Annotated in this window: 18 protein-coding genes and 1 pseudogene; 14 read left to right on the forward strand and 5 right to left on the reverse strand. The window is 54.4% G+C overall.

The annotated features are described in order from the left end of the window. Positions 1 to 40 precede the first annotated feature (40 nt). Both J9253_RS01905 and J9253_RS01910 read left to right on the forward strand, forming a co-directional pair. The gene (locus J9253_RS01905) at positions 41 to 391 is read left to right on the forward strand and encodes a hypothetical protein (RefSeq protein ID WP_210223055.1); all 351 of its coding nucleotides are present in this window, start codon (positions 41 to 43) and stop codon (positions 389 to 391) included. A 21-nt stretch (positions 392 to 412) separates the two neighbouring features. Next, a complete protein-coding gene (locus tag J9253_RS01910; RefSeq protein ID WP_210223056.1) occupies positions 413 to 829 on the forward strand; it encodes a lysozyme inhibitor LprI family protein in 417 nt (138 codons plus the stop codon). 9 nt (positions 830 to 838) lie between these two features. On the opposite strand, the gene corA is transcribed toward J9253_RS01910, so the two are convergent. Continuing rightward, entirely contained in the window at positions 839 to 1894 is a 1056-nt protein-coding gene (gene corA, locus J9253_RS01915; protein ID WP_210223057.1) for a magnesium/cobalt transporter CorA, read from the reverse strand. A 90-nt stretch (positions 1895 to 1984) separates the two neighbouring features. Here corA and J9253_RS01920 point away from each other — a divergent pair, with 90 nt between their 5' ends. The 6 genes and pseudogenes from J9253_RS01920 to J9253_RS01945 all read left to right on the forward strand — a co-directional run bounded on the left by J9253_RS01920 (position 1985) and on the right by J9253_RS01945 (position 8835). Continuing rightward, on the forward strand, positions 1985 to 2932 hold the full coding sequence (locus J9253_RS01920; RefSeq protein WP_210223058.1) for an HlyD family secretion protein: 948 nt from the start codon (positions 1985 to 1987) through the stop codon (positions 2930 to 2932). After that, positions 2929 to 3858, forward strand: coding sequence for an ABC transporter ATP-binding protein (locus tag J9253_RS01925; protein WP_210223059.1), 930 nt, complete (start codon positions 2929 to 2931; stop codon positions 3856 to 3858). The genes J9253_RS01920 and J9253_RS01925 overlap by 4 nt, the downstream gene beginning before the upstream one ends. Further along, entirely contained in the window at positions 3855 to 4991 is a 1137-nt protein-coding gene (locus J9253_RS01930; RefSeq protein WP_210223060.1) for an ABC transporter permease, read from the forward strand. The genes J9253_RS01925 and J9253_RS01930 overlap by 4 nt, the downstream gene beginning before the upstream one ends. Before the next feature lie 143 nt (positions 4992 to 5134). Continuing rightward, positions 5135 to 6916 (forward strand): hypothetical protein, encoded by a 1782-nt coding sequence (locus J9253_RS01935; protein WP_210223061.1) that lies wholly within the window; start codon positions 5135 to 5137, stop codon positions 6914 to 6916. A 149-nt stretch (positions 6917 to 7065) separates the two neighbouring features. Then, a complete protein-coding gene (locus J9253_RS01940; protein ID WP_210223062.1) occupies positions 7066 to 7212 on the forward strand; it encodes a hypothetical protein in 147 nt (48 codons plus the stop codon). Positions 7213 to 7361: 149 nt separating this feature from the next. After that, positions 7362 to 8835 (forward strand): annotated as a pseudogene (locus J9253_RS01945) (ISNCY family transposase). A 192-nt stretch (positions 8836 to 9027) separates the two neighbouring features. On the opposite strand, the gene J9253_RS01950 reads toward J9253_RS01945, so the two are convergent. Further along, positions 9028 to 10242 (reverse strand): RNA-guided endonuclease InsQ/TnpB family protein, encoded by a 1215-nt coding sequence (locus tag J9253_RS01950; RefSeq protein ID WP_210223063.1) that lies wholly within the window; start codon positions 10240 to 10242, stop codon positions 9028 to 9030. A 52-nt stretch (positions 10243 to 10294) separates the two neighbouring features. Between J9253_RS01950 and J9253_RS01955 the strand changes: the two genes are divergently transcribed. Together J9253_RS01955 and J9253_RS20880 are read left to right on the forward strand one after the other, a co-directional pair. Beyond that, on the forward strand, positions 10295 to 10645 hold the full coding sequence (locus J9253_RS01955; protein ID WP_210223064.1) for an AAA family ATPase: 351 nt from the start codon (positions 10295 to 10297) through the stop codon (positions 10643 to 10645). A gap of 235 nt (positions 10646 to 10880) precedes the next feature. Next, a complete protein-coding gene (locus J9253_RS20880) occupies positions 10881 to 11144 on the forward strand; it encodes an Lrp/AsnC family transcriptional regulator (RefSeq protein WP_210223065.1) in 264 nt (87 codons plus the stop codon). On the opposite strand, the gene J9253_RS01965 is transcribed toward J9253_RS20880, so the two are convergent. From J9253_RS01965 to J9253_RS01975, 3 genes are all read right to left on the reverse strand, one after another. Then, on the reverse strand, positions 11059 to 12654 hold the full coding sequence (locus tag J9253_RS01965) for a TRAP transporter large permease (RefSeq protein WP_210223066.1): 1596 nt from the start codon (positions 12652 to 12654) through the stop codon (positions 11059 to 11061). The genes J9253_RS20880 and J9253_RS01965 overlap by 86 nt on opposite strands. Then, entirely contained in the window at positions 12651 to 13187 is a 537-nt protein-coding gene (locus tag J9253_RS01970) for a TRAP transporter small permease subunit (RefSeq protein ID WP_210223067.1), read from the reverse strand. The genes J9253_RS01965 and J9253_RS01970 overlap by 4 nt, the downstream gene beginning before the upstream one ends. Positions 13188 to 13250: 63 nt before the next feature. Beyond that, on the reverse strand, positions 13251 to 14357 hold the full coding sequence (locus J9253_RS01975; RefSeq protein ID WP_210223068.1) for a TRAP transporter substrate-binding protein: 1107 nt from the start codon (positions 14355 to 14357) through the stop codon (positions 13251 to 13253). An 86-nt stretch (positions 14358 to 14443) separates the two neighbouring features. Here J9253_RS01975 and J9253_RS01980 point away from each other — a divergent pair, with 86 nt between their 5' ends. The 4 genes from J9253_RS01980 (at position 14444) to J9253_RS01995 (ending at position 17043) form a co-directional block, all read left to right on the forward strand. Continuing rightward, positions 14444 to 15664, forward strand: a complete 1221-nt coding sequence (locus J9253_RS01980) for an argininosuccinate synthase (RefSeq protein ID WP_210223069.1) — start codon at positions 14444 to 14446, stop codon at positions 15662 to 15664. Positions 15665 to 15668: 4 nt separating this feature from the next. Continuing rightward, the gene (locus J9253_RS01985) at positions 15669 to 15872 is read left to right on the forward strand and encodes a SlyX family protein (protein WP_028487899.1); all 204 of its coding nucleotides are present in this window, start codon (positions 15669 to 15671) and stop codon (positions 15870 to 15872) included. Then, positions 15872 to 16552 (forward strand): class I SAM-dependent methyltransferase, encoded by a 681-nt coding sequence (locus J9253_RS01990; RefSeq protein WP_210223070.1) that lies wholly within the window; start codon positions 15872 to 15874, stop codon positions 16550 to 16552. The genes J9253_RS01985 and J9253_RS01990 overlap by 1 nt, the downstream gene beginning before the upstream one ends. A 101-nt stretch (positions 16553 to 16653) precedes the next feature. Continuing rightward, positions 16654 to 17043, forward strand: coding sequence for a DUF423 domain-containing protein (locus J9253_RS01995; RefSeq protein WP_210223071.1), 390 nt, complete (start codon positions 16654 to 16656; stop codon positions 17041 to 17043). The last annotated feature ends 45 nt before the right edge of the window (positions 17044 to 17088 follow it).

A 17088-nucleotide genomic window follows, 5' to 3' on the forward strand; every position in this document is an offset into this window, starting at 1 on the left:
GCCTTGGGTAGTGTTTTCCTTGCGTGAGGTGGGGTGTTTTATGGTCAAAGTTGAAGCGTCAAGCTATAAATCGTGGCAACAGGTGTTGTTCTGGGTGGGTTGGCTGTCATTGCTGATACCGGGTTATTTCATCAGCTACGGGTTTTCGCTGGTGGGTTCGTTGGTGTTAAGTGGTTACAACGAAACCGTGGATTTGGTGCTGGTGCTGATCATGGGCACGGCACTGATTGAGTTGTTGCTGATCGGGATTTATACCTTGACCCGTTACTGGTTTCATGAATCTTCATTTAGGCGTTTGGTGGCATGGTTAGTATTGGGGGCAGCGGGTATTCCACTGGCAGCCTTGCTGGGTTGTGTCTATGCTTATGCAAAACTTAACCTGTATCTGTAGCTCTTTTCGGGAGAAATCATCATGCGTCAGTTCATACTGTTTGCCTTCGCTTTCGCGTTGATATTGCCCGTGCAAGCCAAGGATGTGAAAAATACCATCGACCTGAGTACTGAGAGTTGCCTCAATACCAACGATTCCACCGCCGGGATGCTGGAATGTTTCACCCGTGCAGAACAGGAGTGGGATACCGAACTCAACCGTGTTTACAAGGCGTTGCAAAGCAAACTCAAACCGGCAGGGCAGGATGCGCTGAAACAGGCGCAACGGGCGTGGATAACGCAACGTGACAAGGAATTCGAGCTGATCAATGCCATCCACGGGCAAATGGATGGGACGATGTGGATCGCGGTGATGGCCAGTAAACGCAACGATGTTGTTAAAGCACGGGCGGAAGCCTTGCAAGCCTATATTGACCTGATGGTAGAGGGCGGGCGCTAAGGCATTGGCTTACAGCCATTTGCGCCGTTTGAACGCAATCAACATGCCGATAGCGAGCGCGATCATGATGCCCCATACGCCGAAATAGCCGTATTGCCAGTGCAACTCTGGCATATGGGTGAAATTCATCCCGTATACCCCGACGATAAAGGTTAACGGGATGAAAATCGTCGCAATCACCGTCAAGACGCGCATGATGTCATTCATACGGTTGCTGAGGCTAGAAAGGTAAATGTCCAACATTCCGCTAAGCATTTCGCGGTAAGTTTCGATCAGGTCAATGATTTGCACCGCATGGTCGTAACAGTCACTGAAATACGGGCGCAGGGTTTCATCGACCAGTTCCCCGTCGTGCTGGATCAGGCGGCTGATGACCTCTCGCTGCGGCCACAGTGCGCGGCGCAACAGTAACAAATCGCGCTTGAGCTGGTGCAAAGTGTTGAGGATGCGTTTGTCAGGGTTTTCCAGTACCCGCTCTTCCAGATCTTCGATTTGCTCACCAAGGTCTTCCAGCAGAGGAAAGCCGGAGTCGATCACCACATCCACCAGCGTATACAGCAAATATTCCACCCCACGGCTACGGATGCGCCCGAAACCTTGTCGCAAGCGTTCCCGCACTGGCTCAAACGCCTTGCCATCACCGCTGCAAAAGCTCAGCAAGTGTCCTTTACCGACGAACAGGCTGACTTGTTCCAGCAGGATTTCATCGCCTACCAGATGCGGCAGGTTGAGGATCAGAAAAGCATGGTGCTCGGTAAAGTCGATCTTGGGGCGCTGCCCGCTGTTGAGCACATCTTCCAGCGCGAGTGGATGCAGGCCGAAAGTTTCGCCCAGCTCGCGGATAGCTGTGGGGTCATTCACACCTGTGACATCCAGCCAGTCAACGTATGCGTTTTGTTGCGCGATGCGGCATTGTTCCGGGGTAGGCGACAGGGTTTCGCTGAACTGACTATCGCTGTATTCCAGTAGGGAAATGCGGGTGGCATTAGCGGTTTCAGCACCATGACGGGACAGGGTTCCCGGTGGTGTGCCCGGTGGGTGGTAACGTTTGCCGAAAGTTTCCATGTGATTCCCTGTGAATGCTGATTTATGACGGGGATCATAGCGCAATTGCACGCAAGGGCTACAATGCTAAGTATGTTTACGGAGTTCCTCATGAAAGTCCCCATCCTCTTGCTGCTCGCCTGCCTGCCGCTGTTGCCAGCTTGTCAGGAAAGCACTACCAATACCCTGCAAGGCTACGTCGAAGGCGAATACGTACACCTCGCCGCTCCATTTGCCGGAACGCTGCAAACCCTCGCCGTACAACGCGGGGCGCAAGTCAAACAGGGCGACCCCGCCTTTACCCTCGAACAGCAGAACGAAACCGCCGCCCGCCAAGGCGCCACCGACCGCTTGCACGCTGCCGAAGCGCAACTTGCCGATCTGCAATCCGGCAAACGCCCGCAGGAACTGCAAGTGATTCGCGCCCAACTCACACAGGCACAAGCCGCCGCACAGCTTTCCGCGACCGAATTACAGCGCGTCGAACGTCTGGTCAAAGGCCGTTTCATTTCCAGTGACCAGCTCGACACCGCCCGCACCAACGACAAGCTTAATCAGGCCAAAATCACCGAATTACAGGCACAATTGAGTGTCGCCGAACTCGCCGCCCGCCCGGATGCGTTGAAAGTCGCCGAAGCCAATGTCGCTGCCGCCCGCGCTACCCTGCAACAAGCCGACTGGCAACTTGCACAGAAAACCGTCACCGCTACCCGCAATGGTTTGGTCAACGACACCTATTACCAGCAGGGCGAATGGGTTCCTGCTGGCAGCCCGGTGCTCAGCATCCTGCCGCCCGAAAACCGCAAAGTGCGCTTTTTCATCCCCGAACCACAACTTGGCAGCCTGCAAACCGGCCAAACCGTACAAGTTAGTTGCGACGGTTGCGGCGACTCCATTCCCATGAAAATTAGCTACATTTCCCCGCAAGCCGAATACACCCCACCCGTCATCTACAGCAAGGATTCGCGTGAAAAACTGGTCGTGATGGTGGAAGCCGTGCCGAATGCAGCAGATGCAACCCGCTTAAAGGTTGGGCAGCCAGTGGATGTAACCCCATGACCCTCGCCATTGACGTGCGTGGCCTAAACAAACACTTCGGCGACAAACACGTCGTGCAGGACCTTTCGCTGCAAGTCAAACAAGGTGAAATCTTCGGCTTCCTCGGCCCCAACGGCAGCGGCAAAACCACCTCTATCCGCATGTTGTGCGGCCTGCTCACCCCTGATAGCGGCGAAGGCCAATGCCTCGGCTACGACGTGATCCGCGAAACCGCCGCCATCAAGCGCCGCGTCGGCTACATGACCCAACGCTTTTCGCTGTGGGAAGACCTCACCATTCGCGAAAACCTCGATTTCATCGCCCGCATGTACGGCATGAAAAACCGCAAGCAGGCCGTCAACGAGGTGCTGGTCAAACTGGGTCTGGAAGAACGCCGCAACCAGCTCGCAGGCGCACTCTCCGGGGGGTGGAAACAACGCCTCGCCCTCGCCGCCTGCATGATGCACGAACCGCAACTGCTGCTGCTCGACGAACCCACCGCAGGCGTCGACCCCGCCGCCCGCCGCGATTTCTGGGATGAAATCCACCAACTCGCCGCACAAGGCATCTCGGTACTGGTTTCCACCCACTACATGGACGAAGCCGAACGCTGCCACAAACTTGCCTACATCGCCCGAGGCAAACTGCTGATTACTGGCACGATCAAGGAAGTGATTGCCAGCCAGCAACTGGTGGCGTGGGAGGTCAGCGGTGACAACGGCTTGCAAGACCTCGCCGAACAATTACGCGCCTTGCCCGCAGTGGAGCAAGTCACCGCCTTTGGCAGCCGCCTGCACATTATCGGCAACGACGCGACGGCGCTGGCAGCAGCCTTACAGCCCTTCCGCCAGCAAGCCGGTTTCCAGTGGGAAAAGATCGACGCCGGGCTGGAAGACGTGTTTATCAGCCTGATGGAGAGGAACATCCGCCAGCAGGAGGCCGCATGACGTTTGGCGCATCTTTCGCCCGTCTGTGGGGCATCGCCCTGAAGGAGCTCATCCAGTTGAGCCGTGACCGGCTAACTTTTGGCATGATCGTCGGCATTCCCATCATGCAATTGCTGCTGTTCGGTTTCGCGATTAACTCTGACCCCAAACACCTGCCGACTGCGATCAATGTGCAGGACAACAGCGTGTTTAGCCGCACTTTTATCCGTAGTCTGGAAAACACGGGCTATTTCCAGATCGTGCAGCAAGTGCACAGCGAAGCGGAAGCTGATCGGCTGTTGGCAGAAGGCAAAGTACAGTTCGTGGTCAATATCCCGCCCGATTTCTCGCACCAACTGGTACGCGGCGAACGCCCGGCGATCCTGCTGGAAGCGGATGCGACTGACCCAGCAGCGACCAGCAATGCATTGGCTTCGTTAGTGACGGTGGGGCAATCAGTGCTCAACCGCGACCTGAGCGGGTCGTTGGCGAAATTGCGCCCCACCGATGCGCCGTTTGAGGTGCGCGTCCACCGCCGTTACAACCCGGAAGGCGTTACTCAGTACAATATCGTGCCGGGGCTGATGGGGGTGATCCTGACCATGACGATGGTGCTGATGACCGGGTTGGCGATGACCCGCGAGCGCGAACGCGGCACTTTCGAGAATTTGCTGGCGACTCCGGCGAAACCGTTGGAGGTGATGGTGGGCAAGATTGTGCCTTACATCATGATCGGGCTGGTGCAAATGACGCTGATTTTGCTGGCAGCCAAGTTCATTTTCGCCGTGCCATTTCAGGGCAGTCTGGTGCTGCTGTACGCGGTGTCGCTGCTGTTCATCGCCGCCAACCTGACGCTGGGGATGACGTTTTCTACCATTGCGCGTAACCAGTTGCAGGCGATGCAGATGACCTTCTTTTTCTTCCTGCCGTCGATTTTACTGTCGGGATTTATGTTCCCATTTCGGGGGATGCCAGAATGGGCGCAGGTCATTGGCAATGTGCTGCCGCTGACGCATTTCCTGCGGCTGGTGCGCGGGATTCTGCTCAAGGGCAACAATATGTATGAAATGTGGCCGCATGTATGGCCGATATTGCTGTTTACGCTGGTGATCGTGGCGCTTGGTGCAAAATTCTACAAACGCACGTTGGATTAAGATTTATTTTAATAAAAAAAGACAAATGTCATGTTTTTTACGATAAATGGTCTATATTTATAGATAAGCGGCTTTCATTCTCATTAAATATATAACACCTGATGGTCGTGAGCTTAATCTGATACCAACCCTGGAGAAGGAACATGGCTAATGAAGAATGGGGAAAACCCGACGGGCATTCAGAGCCTGTCATACTACCTGATGATTTTCATGGAAAATCCAAAGAGAAATTCGGCAAACTCAAACACGCGGATGTAAGTTTCGAGCGTTATCTGGCGCATGAAACAGCCGAATTCCAGCGTCAACAAGCGTTGGAACATAACCCTGAATTGCAATACAAGCCGAAGTGCGGGGCAATGACACCGTGCGGCAACGGCGATTTCGAGAAAGCCCTCGACGTGACGCAATGGCATGGGGCGTATGGCTCATTGCCACTGAATATTAACAGTCTCACCGCAGGGATTATGGGCGGAGCAATTACCGCTCCTAACTCACATCAAACCTGGGTCAGTGCGGGCACAGACCCTAATGTTGGCATATCCACCACCGCACAGGGTTCTCCAGGTGCAGTACGGATTGGTAATGCTGTCGCGGGGTTTGGCTGTGAACTGCTATCCAAAACCTTCGTGGTGACTCCTGCTGTCAGCACGATCAACTTTTGGTATGCGGTCGTGCTTCAGAATCCCGCCGGTCATCCACCCAGTGACCAGCCTTTCTTTCAGGTAAGGGTGACTGCCGGTGGCAGTGTAGTACCAGGTGCGTTTGACTTTGGTGGCGGCTCGGATACCCTGATTGCCGATAGCACCAACCCGTTCTTCCAGACAACCACGGTGGGTTCCGAGAAGATTGTCTATAAGGATTGGAGTTGCGCCCAAATCAACCTGACAAGCCAGATCGGACAAGTCGTGACGGTTGAGTTCATCACCGCCGATTGTGGCTATGGTGCGCACTGGGGTTATGCCTACCTTGATAATTTCTGCGGAGACTGTTGCGGTTCATGGAATCTCACTTACGACTGTGAGAACAGTACACATTGTGGCTCGGGTCAAGTGTGTTTCGATTATGAACTGCCTACCGTCAACAAGCTGACTGGCAGTGTTACCATCACGCTTGATCTTTACCAGAATGGCGTCGTGGTAGGAAACCTGAGCAGTGGCGTGCTGACTAGCGGAACCTCCTATTGCTTCGCCATTACGCCTGTATTGTTGGCGGGGATGAATGCCAGTCTGGGCGGCTTTGATTTTGTCGCGACGGGGCATTTTGCTATCGGCAGTACCTCTTTGGGAACCATGCTGGTCGGTGCTGCGCCAGACGGTATTGATGTCGGCAAAAACAATGATTATCAGATTGCCTGCAAAAGCTGTATGGATATAAGGCACGAGCAGGAAGCTTACCTGCACAAGCAGTGCGCGGGTAAATACAATCTGCTGCCATCCATCCATTGCGATTGTCCAGATGCGGAACCTCTGCCTCCTGATGATTGCCATTGCGACTGTACGCCGGTCACGCTGCCTGAGCTGGTGCCGTGTATCTCCGTCAAATGGGGTGACAGCCGTTGCGACCGTCTGGAGACAAACGACGTTGAGGTTTTATGCGTTACGGTCTGTAACTGTTATTCCAATGTAACGTTTAACAGCCTCTCGATCGGGCATATCGGCGTGACGGACATGGCGGGGAACCCTGTGCCGCTGTTGCCGGATGGTACACCTTCCGTGCAAATCTTCCCGTCTGGCCCCATTTGTTTCGGGAGCCTCGGCCCTTGCAAAAGTCCGAACCAACCCAGTTGCGTGTCAAGGGAGTTGGTGTTGTACACACGCGGGGCAATAGGGCAGGACTACCGTTTGTCCTTCGATGGCATTTGCTTCTCCATCCTCCACCATGTTGAGGTAGAGAAGTGCTTTGTGATCAACCTGTGCCAAGATTGATGGCTTGAGGGTATTGGGAAACATGCCCTGGCGATGAGTCAGGGCATGACTGCGTTGCCAAACAAGGCGGCTGCAATATTTTCTGCCAAAAATCAGCACTGGGAATTGTTATACTCTGGGGAAAACCAACGTGAGCAATAGCCAGAACCATGACCCAGCACAGCAGACCTCTCAAGTTGCCGATTGGCATTCAGGACTTTGCCGACATTCGCGAAGAGGGCTACCTGTATGTGGTTGACATCCTCCCCTCCCTGAAGGAAGGGGATTCCTACTGCATTCAGCTAGATAGTGTCTGACCGGAAACCCTAAAACCCTTTTCCGATCAAGATGCTACGCCCGTTTTCCTTGCCCTAAGATTTCCCGGAAGCAGGCCAGAAAGCTGCAAAAGCGCCCAAAATAGGGCAAAATAGGGCATCCATCCGCCAAACTTCGCAGGAGACACACGATGCGTGAAGTGATCGCCCGCCAACTTCGCCTGGGTCACGCTGACATCGGCAGGCTGACCTTCAACCCACGTTCGCGGGACGACATCCCGCAGGTGTTGCAAGGGCTGCAATACATTTATGTGACAGACGAACTGCGTGAGGCGGTGTTTGCGGTGCTGGAAAAGCGGGTTCCGGCGGAGGTGGACGCCAGCCGTGGACGCCCCGGCATGGATCTGTGGAATGCGCTGGTGCTGGCGACATTGCGGGTGAACCTGAACTGGGACTATGACCGGCTGCTGGAGATGGCGAACCAGCACCGCAGCATCCGTCAGATGCTGGGGCATGGTTTCTGGGATGATGACGATGAGTACAAGCTGCAAACGGTCAAGGACAACGCCGCTCTGGTGGACGAAGCCAGCCTGCAACGCATCAACCAGTTGGTGGTGGAGGCCGGTCACAAGCTGCTAAAAAAAAAGCCGCGCCGCTGAGCGCCCGTTGTGACTCCTTCGTGGTGGAAAGCAACATCCACTACCCGACCGACATCAACCTGTTGTACGACGCGGTGCGTTGTTCGGTGCGCACGGTGGCCGATTGGTGTGAAGGGCACGGCGACAGCCGCTGGCGGCAATGGCAGTACAATCTCCGCCAGGTGAAGAAAGCCTGCCGTCATGCGCAGAAGCTCAAGCACTCCAGCTCCCAAGACCCGGACAAGCAGGCCACCCGGCAACAGGCCATCCGTGACGCCCACCACACCTACCTGGGCCTGTGCGCCGCGCTGTTGTCGAAAGTGGAGGAAACGGTGGCTGACCTGCCCCTCAGCCTGCTGGACAGCCGGTCGGGCAACGACCTCCAGCGCTGGCTGGGGTACGGGTGGCATCAGGTTGACCTGGTGCGGCGGCGGGTGCTGGACGGGGAAACCATCCCCACGGCGACAAGATCTTCTCCCTCTTCGAGGATTACAGCGAATGGCTCAGCAAGGGCAAAGCCGGTGTGCCGGTGGAGCTGGGCCTGAACGTGTGCGTGATGGAATCGGCTGACGGCTTCATCCTCCACCACCAAGTGATGCAACACTGCCCCGACAGTGAGATTGCCGTGACCATGGTTAAGCAAGCCAAAGCGCTGTTCCCCTCCCTGAGCGCGTGCAGCTTTGACAAGGGGTTCCACTCACCGGCCAGACCAGCGCGAACTGGCCGAACTGCTCGACCGGGTGGTGTTGCCGAAAAAGGCCGCTGGAGCCAGGCGGACACTGCCCGTGAAACCGACCCGGCGTTTGTCCAGGCCAGACGCCAGCACTCAGCGGTGGAATCCGGCATCAACGCACTGGAAGTCCATGGGCTGGACTATTGCCCCGACCGGGGGCTGGAACGCTTCAAGCGCTATGTGGCACTGGCGGTGGTGGGCAGGAACCTGCAAAAGGTCGGGGCCATTTTACAGGCCAGGGCGTTGGAGGCCTTGCAGAAGGATGAACGCCGACGACAGCGCCAAGCCGCCTGAACCACCCCACAACGCCGACCGATGAGGGAAAATGCCGGGAAGGCAGGGCAGCCCCTGCACCGAAGGCAAGCCTGCGCTGCCAGCCATGCCTTGAAACCCAGCGTTTTACCCTCGTGCTTGCCAGAAGGTGGCGGGGAAAACGGCTGCATGGACTAAAATTGGGCACTCGTGGCGGCAGGAAGGCTTTTTCGGTCAGACACTAGATAGCTGACTGACTTCGGCGAGTTCCTGCTTCATCGAGAGGCGTAATGCCCCATCTCCACAGGCTAACAAGCGGTGTCCCCGCTCTTTGACATTGATCGCGCCGACCACATCGGCGTTATTTTCGTAGCCACATTCCACACACGCAAACACCGCTTGGCTCTGGCGGTTATCCGCCGACACATGCCCGCAACCGGGGCAGGTTTGGCTGGTGTACTGCGGCGGCACCGCAAACAGCATTCCGCCATTCCATGTCGTCTTGTAGTCCAACTGCCGACGGAATTCCCCCCAACCTTGGTCAAGGATGGCTTTGTTTAAGCCCGACTTTGCCGCCACGTTCTTGCCGGGGTTTTCTGCCGTGCCTGCCGCTGATTTTGACATATTGCCTACCTGCAAGTCTTCGACGAACACTACCGCGTGGTTTTGGCTGATTGTATTCGTGGCTTTGTGCAGGAAATCGCAGCGGGTATAGGCGATTTTCGCGTGAAGTTTTTGGACGCGGGCTTTCGCCTTTTTCCAATTATTGCTGAACTTTTGTTTATGCGCCATGCGCCGTTGGTATTTGGCAAGCTTGGCTTGTGTTGTCTTGAAGCTGTTGAGCGGGGCAATGTAGCTGCCATCCGAGAACGTGGCAAAACGGGCGATGCCCAAGTCGATGCCGATGCTCGTGGTGGCGGTGGGGGTTGGCTGCTCCACTTCCCGTTGGGTTTGGATGCTGACAAACCATTTGCCGCCCTTGCCGGACACGGTGACATTGCGTAATTCACCCAACACCTCGCGGCTGTTACGGTAGCGTATCCAGCCCAGTTTGGGCAGGAAAAGGCGATTGTTACGCTGATCGAGTTTGATTTGTTTAGGGTCGGGATAGCGGAAATTGTTGCCGCTGCCTTTGCGCTTGAAGCGAGGAAAATCGGCACGTTTGGCGAAGAAGTTTTGGTAGGCCTTGTCCAAGTCCTTTAGTGCGTGCTGCAACGCCTGTGAGGGGGAATCCTTTAGCCACGTCTGCCCCGCTTCGCGTTTCCAAACGGGCAGGTTGGCTGCCATGGCCACGTAACCGATGAACTTTTCACCCGCAGCATGGTTGGCTTGCTGCAACGCTAACGCTTTGTTGTAAACAAAGCGGCACGATCCCGCGTAACGGCGTAGGTTGCGCTGTTGCTCGCCGGTGGGCTTCAGTTCGTATTTAAAGGCTTGGCGTCGTTGCATGAGGTTAAGGATAGGTTGAAATCTCTGCCTTGTGCGCCTGAATCCACCGTAAATGCGGGTTTCAGCCGACAAACGGAAGAGGCGCAGCGATGCTGCCCTCGCTCTGCATCCTCGCCCTGAAGGACGAGGTTTTACGCGAAAGACGGATAAAACGGCGACGATTTTCGATCTGCTGACCACAGGCAAGTATTACTTTTTATCGCGTCCGCGCCGTTTCGGCAAGTCGCTGACACTTTCGGTGATCAAGTATCTTTACGGTGGGCGGCGTGATTTGTTTACGGGCTTGTCGATCGAGCCGCAGTGGGACTGGAACAAAACGCATCCGGTGCTGCATATTTCGTTCAGTGATATTGGTTACAAGACCTTGGGGCTGGAAGCAGCAATGCTCTCCGAATTGCAGTGACTCAGTGCAAAATGGGGTATTGAACTGCGTGAAGCAGGCATTGCCCGCCAGTTTCGTGAACTGTTACGTGGTGGTCAGCTCGTTCATTCATCAAGCATAGCTCAGACCGTGGCAGTTGCAAGCCCGTGAACAGTTACCTTGAGGACTTGTCTATAAGGAGATGGTGATAGCCATGTTTAGTGGAACTGTTGCGGGTGCAATTGCAGCACTTGTTGGACGAGCAGGAACAGCAAGCATGACTACACAACTCGACCGCTACGATTGGCAAATTCTCCGCATCCTGCAAGACAACGGGAGCATCAGCAATCAGGATTTGGCTGACAGCATCGGCCTTTCGCCCTCGCCCTGCCTGCGCCGGGTACGCATTCTGGAAGAAGCTGGTTTCATCACCGGCTACCGGGCGTTGCTGGCGATCATTTCTCAAACTGGAAATTCAGTTCGTTACTGTCTTTCTTGGCTGGCTCCGGCGTTTTTGCTGGCTCCTGCCCATCCAGACTGAACTGCAATTCGTTGCTACCTGAGCCTGAACTTGCGGCGGGTTTATTGCTTTCCATCTGGAAATTGATTTCCTGTCCTTGTGGAATGGCCGCATGGCTCTTATCCATCAACGCAGTCACCAAACCCGGCGAGAACATCACGATCAGCGTCATGATCATTTGCAAGCCTACCCACGGCAACGCACCCCAGTAAATGTCGCTGCTTTTCACCTCTTTCGGTGCAACCCCACGCAAATAGAACAGTGCAAACCCGAACGGTGGATGCATGAACGAGGTCTGGATATTCACGCTCAAAGTAATCCCGAACCAGATTAATGCCCCAGTCGCCGCCGCCTGTTCATTGCCGCCGAAACTCGCCAGCAATACGGGCGTGAGAATCTTCTGCGCGACAGGTGCAAGCAAAGGCACGAGGATGAACACAATCTCAAAAAAGTCGAGGAAGAACGCGAGGAAGAAGATGAACAGGTTGACGATCAGCATGAAACTCATCCAGCCGCCGGGTAAATCCGAGAACAGACTTTCGACCCAGTGACCACCATCCACGCCCTGAAACACTACCGAAAACGTGGTTGCACCAATCAGGATGAACACCACCATCGAGGTAATACGGGCGGTATTTTTGTAAGCCTGTTTAATCAGGCTCCACCATTCCGCCGTACCACCGAGTTGTTGGCGACGCATAAAGGCTAGAAACACCGCACCCATTGCGCCCATCGCACCGGATTCGGTCGGAGTAGCAATGCCCAGCATGATCGTGCCCAGCACCAGAAAAATCAGCACAGCGGTGGGAATAATGCCGCGCAAGGCTTTTTTCCACAGTGCCGAACCCTTCAGAGTAATCTCGCTTTCAGGAATCCCCGGCAACCAAGCTGGTTTAATGCGGGTAAGGAAAAACGTGTAGAGCATGAACAGGCTGATTTGCATGAGTGCTGGAATCCACGCGCCCAGGTACATGCTGCCCACATCCGCACTCGCCGTCGGTGTTTTCAACTGGTCGGCAAGGATAATCAGTACCAAGGATGGCGGCACAATTTGCGCAATCGTCCCCGAAGCTGCCAGCACCCCGGTGGTGTAACGCATGTTGTAACCGTAACGCATCATCACCGGCAGTGAAATCATCGCCATAGCGATCACTTGCGCTGCCACCGTGCCAGTAATCGCACCCAGTACGAAGCTCACCAGAATCACCGAATAGCCTAAGCCACCGCGCACGCGCCCGAACAATTGCCCCATCGAATCGAGCATGTCTTCGGCGAGACGGCTGCGTTCCAGCACCGCGCCCATAAAGGTGAAAAACGGTATCGCCAATAGCAATTCATTCGCGATGACGCTACCAAAAATCCGCTGCGGAATCGCTTGCAAAAACGACAGCGTGAAAAAGCCCATTTCAATCGAAATGAAGCCAAAAAATAGCCCGACCGCCATCAGTGAAAAGGCTACGGGGAAGCCGACCAGCATGAATAAAACCAGCCCGCCGAACATTAGCAGCGGCATCATTTCCAGTGTAATCATTGCTCTGGCCTCTCGTAATGGGTATCAAGCTGAATATCGCCTTTGAGTGCGGCGAAGCGTTTCACCAGTTCCGACAAGCCTTGCAATACCAGCATGAAAAAGCCCAGCGGCAGGATGAATTTGATCGGGTAACGGGGTAAGCCACCGGCATTGCTGGAGTGTTCCAGAATGTCCCACGAGGGTAAAAATAGCGTGCTCCATGACAGCCATGCGAATAAGGCGCAGGCAGGTAGCAGGAAAACCACCAGCCCGAAAATGTCGATCCACAAGCGGGCGCGATCGGAGACATTGCCGTAAATGATGTCGACGCGCACATGTCCGTTTTGTTGGAGTGTGTAAGACGTGCCCAGCATCACGGCTGCACCAAACAGATACCACTGCAATTCCAGTGGCCAGTTATTGCTGAGGTCAAAGCCATAGCGGAGCAGGGCATTGCCAGCACTGACCACACAGGCGAGCAAGATGAGCACATTGGCAAGTTGCCCAAACCAGCGATTGACGGTGTCAACGGCATGAGAAAATGTTAGTAGCATGGTGAAGAATACCCCCATCCCCAGCCCTTCCCCCGCAAGGGGTGAAGGGAGCAAGAGGTTTAATTACAGCTTCTTGGCGAAGGCGAACTTGGCGTAGGATTGTTCCGCTACGCTGAACCATTGCGCTTGGTTATTGCGGAACACTTTCCAGTCGTCGTAAATCTTTTTGAACTTGGGGTTGGCCTTGGATTCTTCTTCGTAAGTTTCCACGGTGGCTTTAAAGCAAGCCTCCATGATTTCGTCGCTGAACTGGCGCAGTTTCACATCGCCTTGCAACAGGTTGGCGAGGGCTTGCGGGTTGTTGGCGTCGTACTTGGCCTGCATGTCGTTGTGCGCTTGTTGGCAAGCAGCTTCCCATGCCGCTTTGTACGGCTCGGGCAGTTTTTCCCACTGTTCCTTATTGACGTAGAAGGACATTTGCGGGCCTGCTTCCCACCAGCCGGGGGTGTAGTAGTTTTTGACGATTTTGGCGAAACCCAGTTTTTCGTCGTCGTAAGGGCCTACCCATTCGGCAGCGTCAATCGTGCCTTTCTCCAGTGCGGGGTAAATGTCGCCACCGGGCAATTGTTGTGGCACGACACCCAACTTGCTGAGTACGCGCCCGGCAAAACCACCGACGCGGAATTTCAAGCCTTCCAGATCCTTGACGGTGTTGATTTCCTTGTTGAACCAGCCGCCCATTTGTGTGCCAGTATTGCCGCCCATGAAGTTGACGACGTTGTATTCGGCGAACAGTTCGCGCATCAGTTTCATGCCGTTACCGTGCAACATCCATGCTGTTTGCTGGCGCGAAGTCAGGCCGAAGGGCACGGCGCAATCAAACGCTAATGCGGGGTTTTTGCCGAAGTAATAGTAAGAAGCGGTGTGTCCGGCTTCGACGGTGCCGTTCTGGATGGCATCGAGCACTTGCAGGCCGGGGACGATCTCGCCTGCTGCAAATATTTTGACGGTGAATTTACCACCCGTGATTTTATCAAGCGTCGCTGCGAGTATGTCGGATGCACCGTAAATGGTGTCGAGCGATTTAGGGAAACTGGAGGTCAAGCGCCAGGTAACCGTGGGTAAGTCAGCCGATTTGGCGTCATCGGCGGCAAGCAGGGTGGCTGGAGCAGCAGCGCCAAGGGTTGCGGCGCTGATAGCTGCTTGTTTCAGGAATGAACGGCGTTCCATAGTATCTCCTTTCTCTCGTTAGTAGTGCAAGGCATGAGTGTAGCGCATATAATGCCCCGTTTCGATTATCATACGGGAACACAGACATGACGCAATCAGTCAAGAAAGTCGTGCTGGCCTACTCAGGCGGGCTGGATACTTCCATCATCGTCAAGTGGCTGCAAGAAGTTTACGGGTGCGAAATCGTCACCTTCACTGCTGACATCGGTCAGGGCGAAGAGGTCGAGCCAGCACGTGCCAAAGCTTTGGCGATGGGCATCAAGCCAGAAGAGATCTTCATTGAAGATTTGCGTGAAGAATTCGTGCGCGATTACGTGTTCCCGATGTTCCGCGCCAACACCATTTACGAAGGCGAATACCTGCTGGGTACATCCATTGCCCGCCCATTGATTGCCAAGCGTTTGATTGAAATCGCCAATGCAACCGGCGCGGATGCGATTTCCCACGGTGCGACCGGCAAAGGCAATGACCAGGTACGTTTCGAGTTGGGTGCGTATGCACTGAAACCGGGTGTGAAAGTGATTGCGCCGTGGCGCGAATGGGACATGAATTCCCGCGAAGCCCTGATGCAGTACGCCGAAAAGCACAATATTCCGGTCGACTTCAAGAAGGCAGGCAAGAAATCCCCGTATTCAATGGATGCCAACCTGCTGCACATTTCCTACGAAGGCGGTCCACTGGAAGACCCGTGGTTTGAAGCCGAAGAAGACATGTGGCGTTGGAGTGTTTCCCCGGAAACTGCCCCAGACAAACCTACTTACGTCGAAATCACCTTCCGCAACGGTGACGCAGTAGCGCTGGATGGCGTAGAAATGTCACCTGCCACGATTCTGGAAACCCTGAATAAAGTGGGCGGTGCAAACGGTATCGGTCGTCTGGATCTGGTCGAAAACCGTTACGTCGGTATGAAATCACGCGGCTGCTACGAAACCCCCGGCGGCACAATCCTGTTGCCTGCGCACCGTGCGATTGAATCCCTGACGCTTGACCGCGAAGTGGCGCACCTGAAAGACAGTCTGATGCCTAAATATGCCGAACTGGTCTACAACGGCTACTGGTGGAGTCCTGAGCGTGAAATGATGCAGAAAATGATCGACGCATCTCAGACACACGTCAACGGCGTGGTTCGCATGAAACTGTACAAAGGTGCTGTCACGGTCGCCGGGCGTAAATCGGACGACAGCCTGTTTGACGCGGCTATTGCCACCTTTGACGACGACGGCGGTGCATACAACCAGAAAGATGCAGAAGGCTTCATCAAGCTGAATGCACTGCGTCTGCGCATTGCTGCGGTAAAAGGCCGTTAATCTCGTGGATGCACGTTTGGAAAAGCTGGAACTCCTGTTCATGGAACAGGAGCAAACCCTTGAAGCCTTGAGCCGCCAGATTTACCTGCAACAGCAGGACATCACGCGGGCGTTATTGGAAATCGAGCGTCTCAATGAAAAGCTCAAATCCATTACCCCGTCTGCGGTCGGCAGTCAGGCCGATGAAACCCCGCCGCCGCATTATTGATGCTTGAGCGTTACCGGTTAGTCCAAACGCCGCAACGGCTGGAACTACACGACACCCACGATCCCAAAGTGGGTGCCGTTTATGTCGATTTTGTCGAAGGCAAAGCCCAACATCGCCGCAAGTTTGGCGGTGGCAAGGGTCAAGATATTGCCAAAGCCATTGGGCTTCATAAATTCAAACATCCCCATGTGATTGATGCTACCGCCGGGTTGGGGCGGGAATCCTTCGTGCTAGCCACGCTAGGCTGTACCGTGACCTTGCTGGAACGTTCCCCGATTGTTCACGCACTGCTGGCTGATGGTCTCAAACGCGCCCTTGCCAGCGATGACAGTGAGGCCGTTGATATTGCCAGCCGTATGACCTTGTATCTGGCAGATGCACACGTATGGCTGGGTGCAATGCCTGTAAACGATGTGCCTGATGTAGTTTACCTCGATCCTATGTTTCCAGAGCGGCAAAAGTCTGCGCTGGTGCAGAAAGAAATGCGTTTTTTTCACGAAGTGGTGGGCGCGGATGAGGATAGCGATGCGTTACTTGAACTGGCCTGTCAGCACGCCAAACGCAGGGTGGTAGTTAAGCGCCCGCGCCATGCTCCCGAGCTGGAAGGTTGTAAACCCGCTTTCGTGATTGCTGGGAAAGCGGTGCGTTATGATGTGTATCTAGGGAAAGCAGCTACGTAAAAATACGGCCATTAATAATAAAATACCAAACCATGCCATGATTCTGAGAATGACCCGGTATAATTGACGTCTTTCATGTGTATTCATAAGGTTAACTAGTTGTGGAAAAAAATCATTTTCTGCTAATCGGCAGCTTGTCTGGAATGCTCGCAGTCATTCTGGGGGCATTCGGCGCACATGGGCTGGAAAAGCTGGTGGATGCCAAGATGTTGCAACGTTTTCATACGGGTGTCGAGTACCAGTTTTATCATTCATTGGCTTTATTATTGATAAGCATATTGTATAAATTAATAAGAAATAAGTATGTTATGTTTGCTGGCTATGCATTCCTGTTAGGCATGGTTTTGTTTTCAGGAAGCCTTTATGCTTATGTTTTAACGGGTGTTAAGGGGTTTGCCATGGTCACTCCCCTCGGCGGGCTAAGCTTCATGATAGGCTGGGCGTTACTGGCTTTTTCATCAAGAAATTTTACACATACAGAGAAAATATAGGATAAAGTTATTTCTTATTGGTATCAATTGAGTTAAGCTTTTTTC

Origin of the sequence: Thiothrix litoralis (assembly GCF_017901135.1) — a bacterium.
In the GTDB taxonomy this organism is placed as follows: Bacteria; Pseudomonadota; Gammaproteobacteria; order Thiotrichales; family Thiotrichaceae; genus Thiothrix; species Thiothrix litoralis.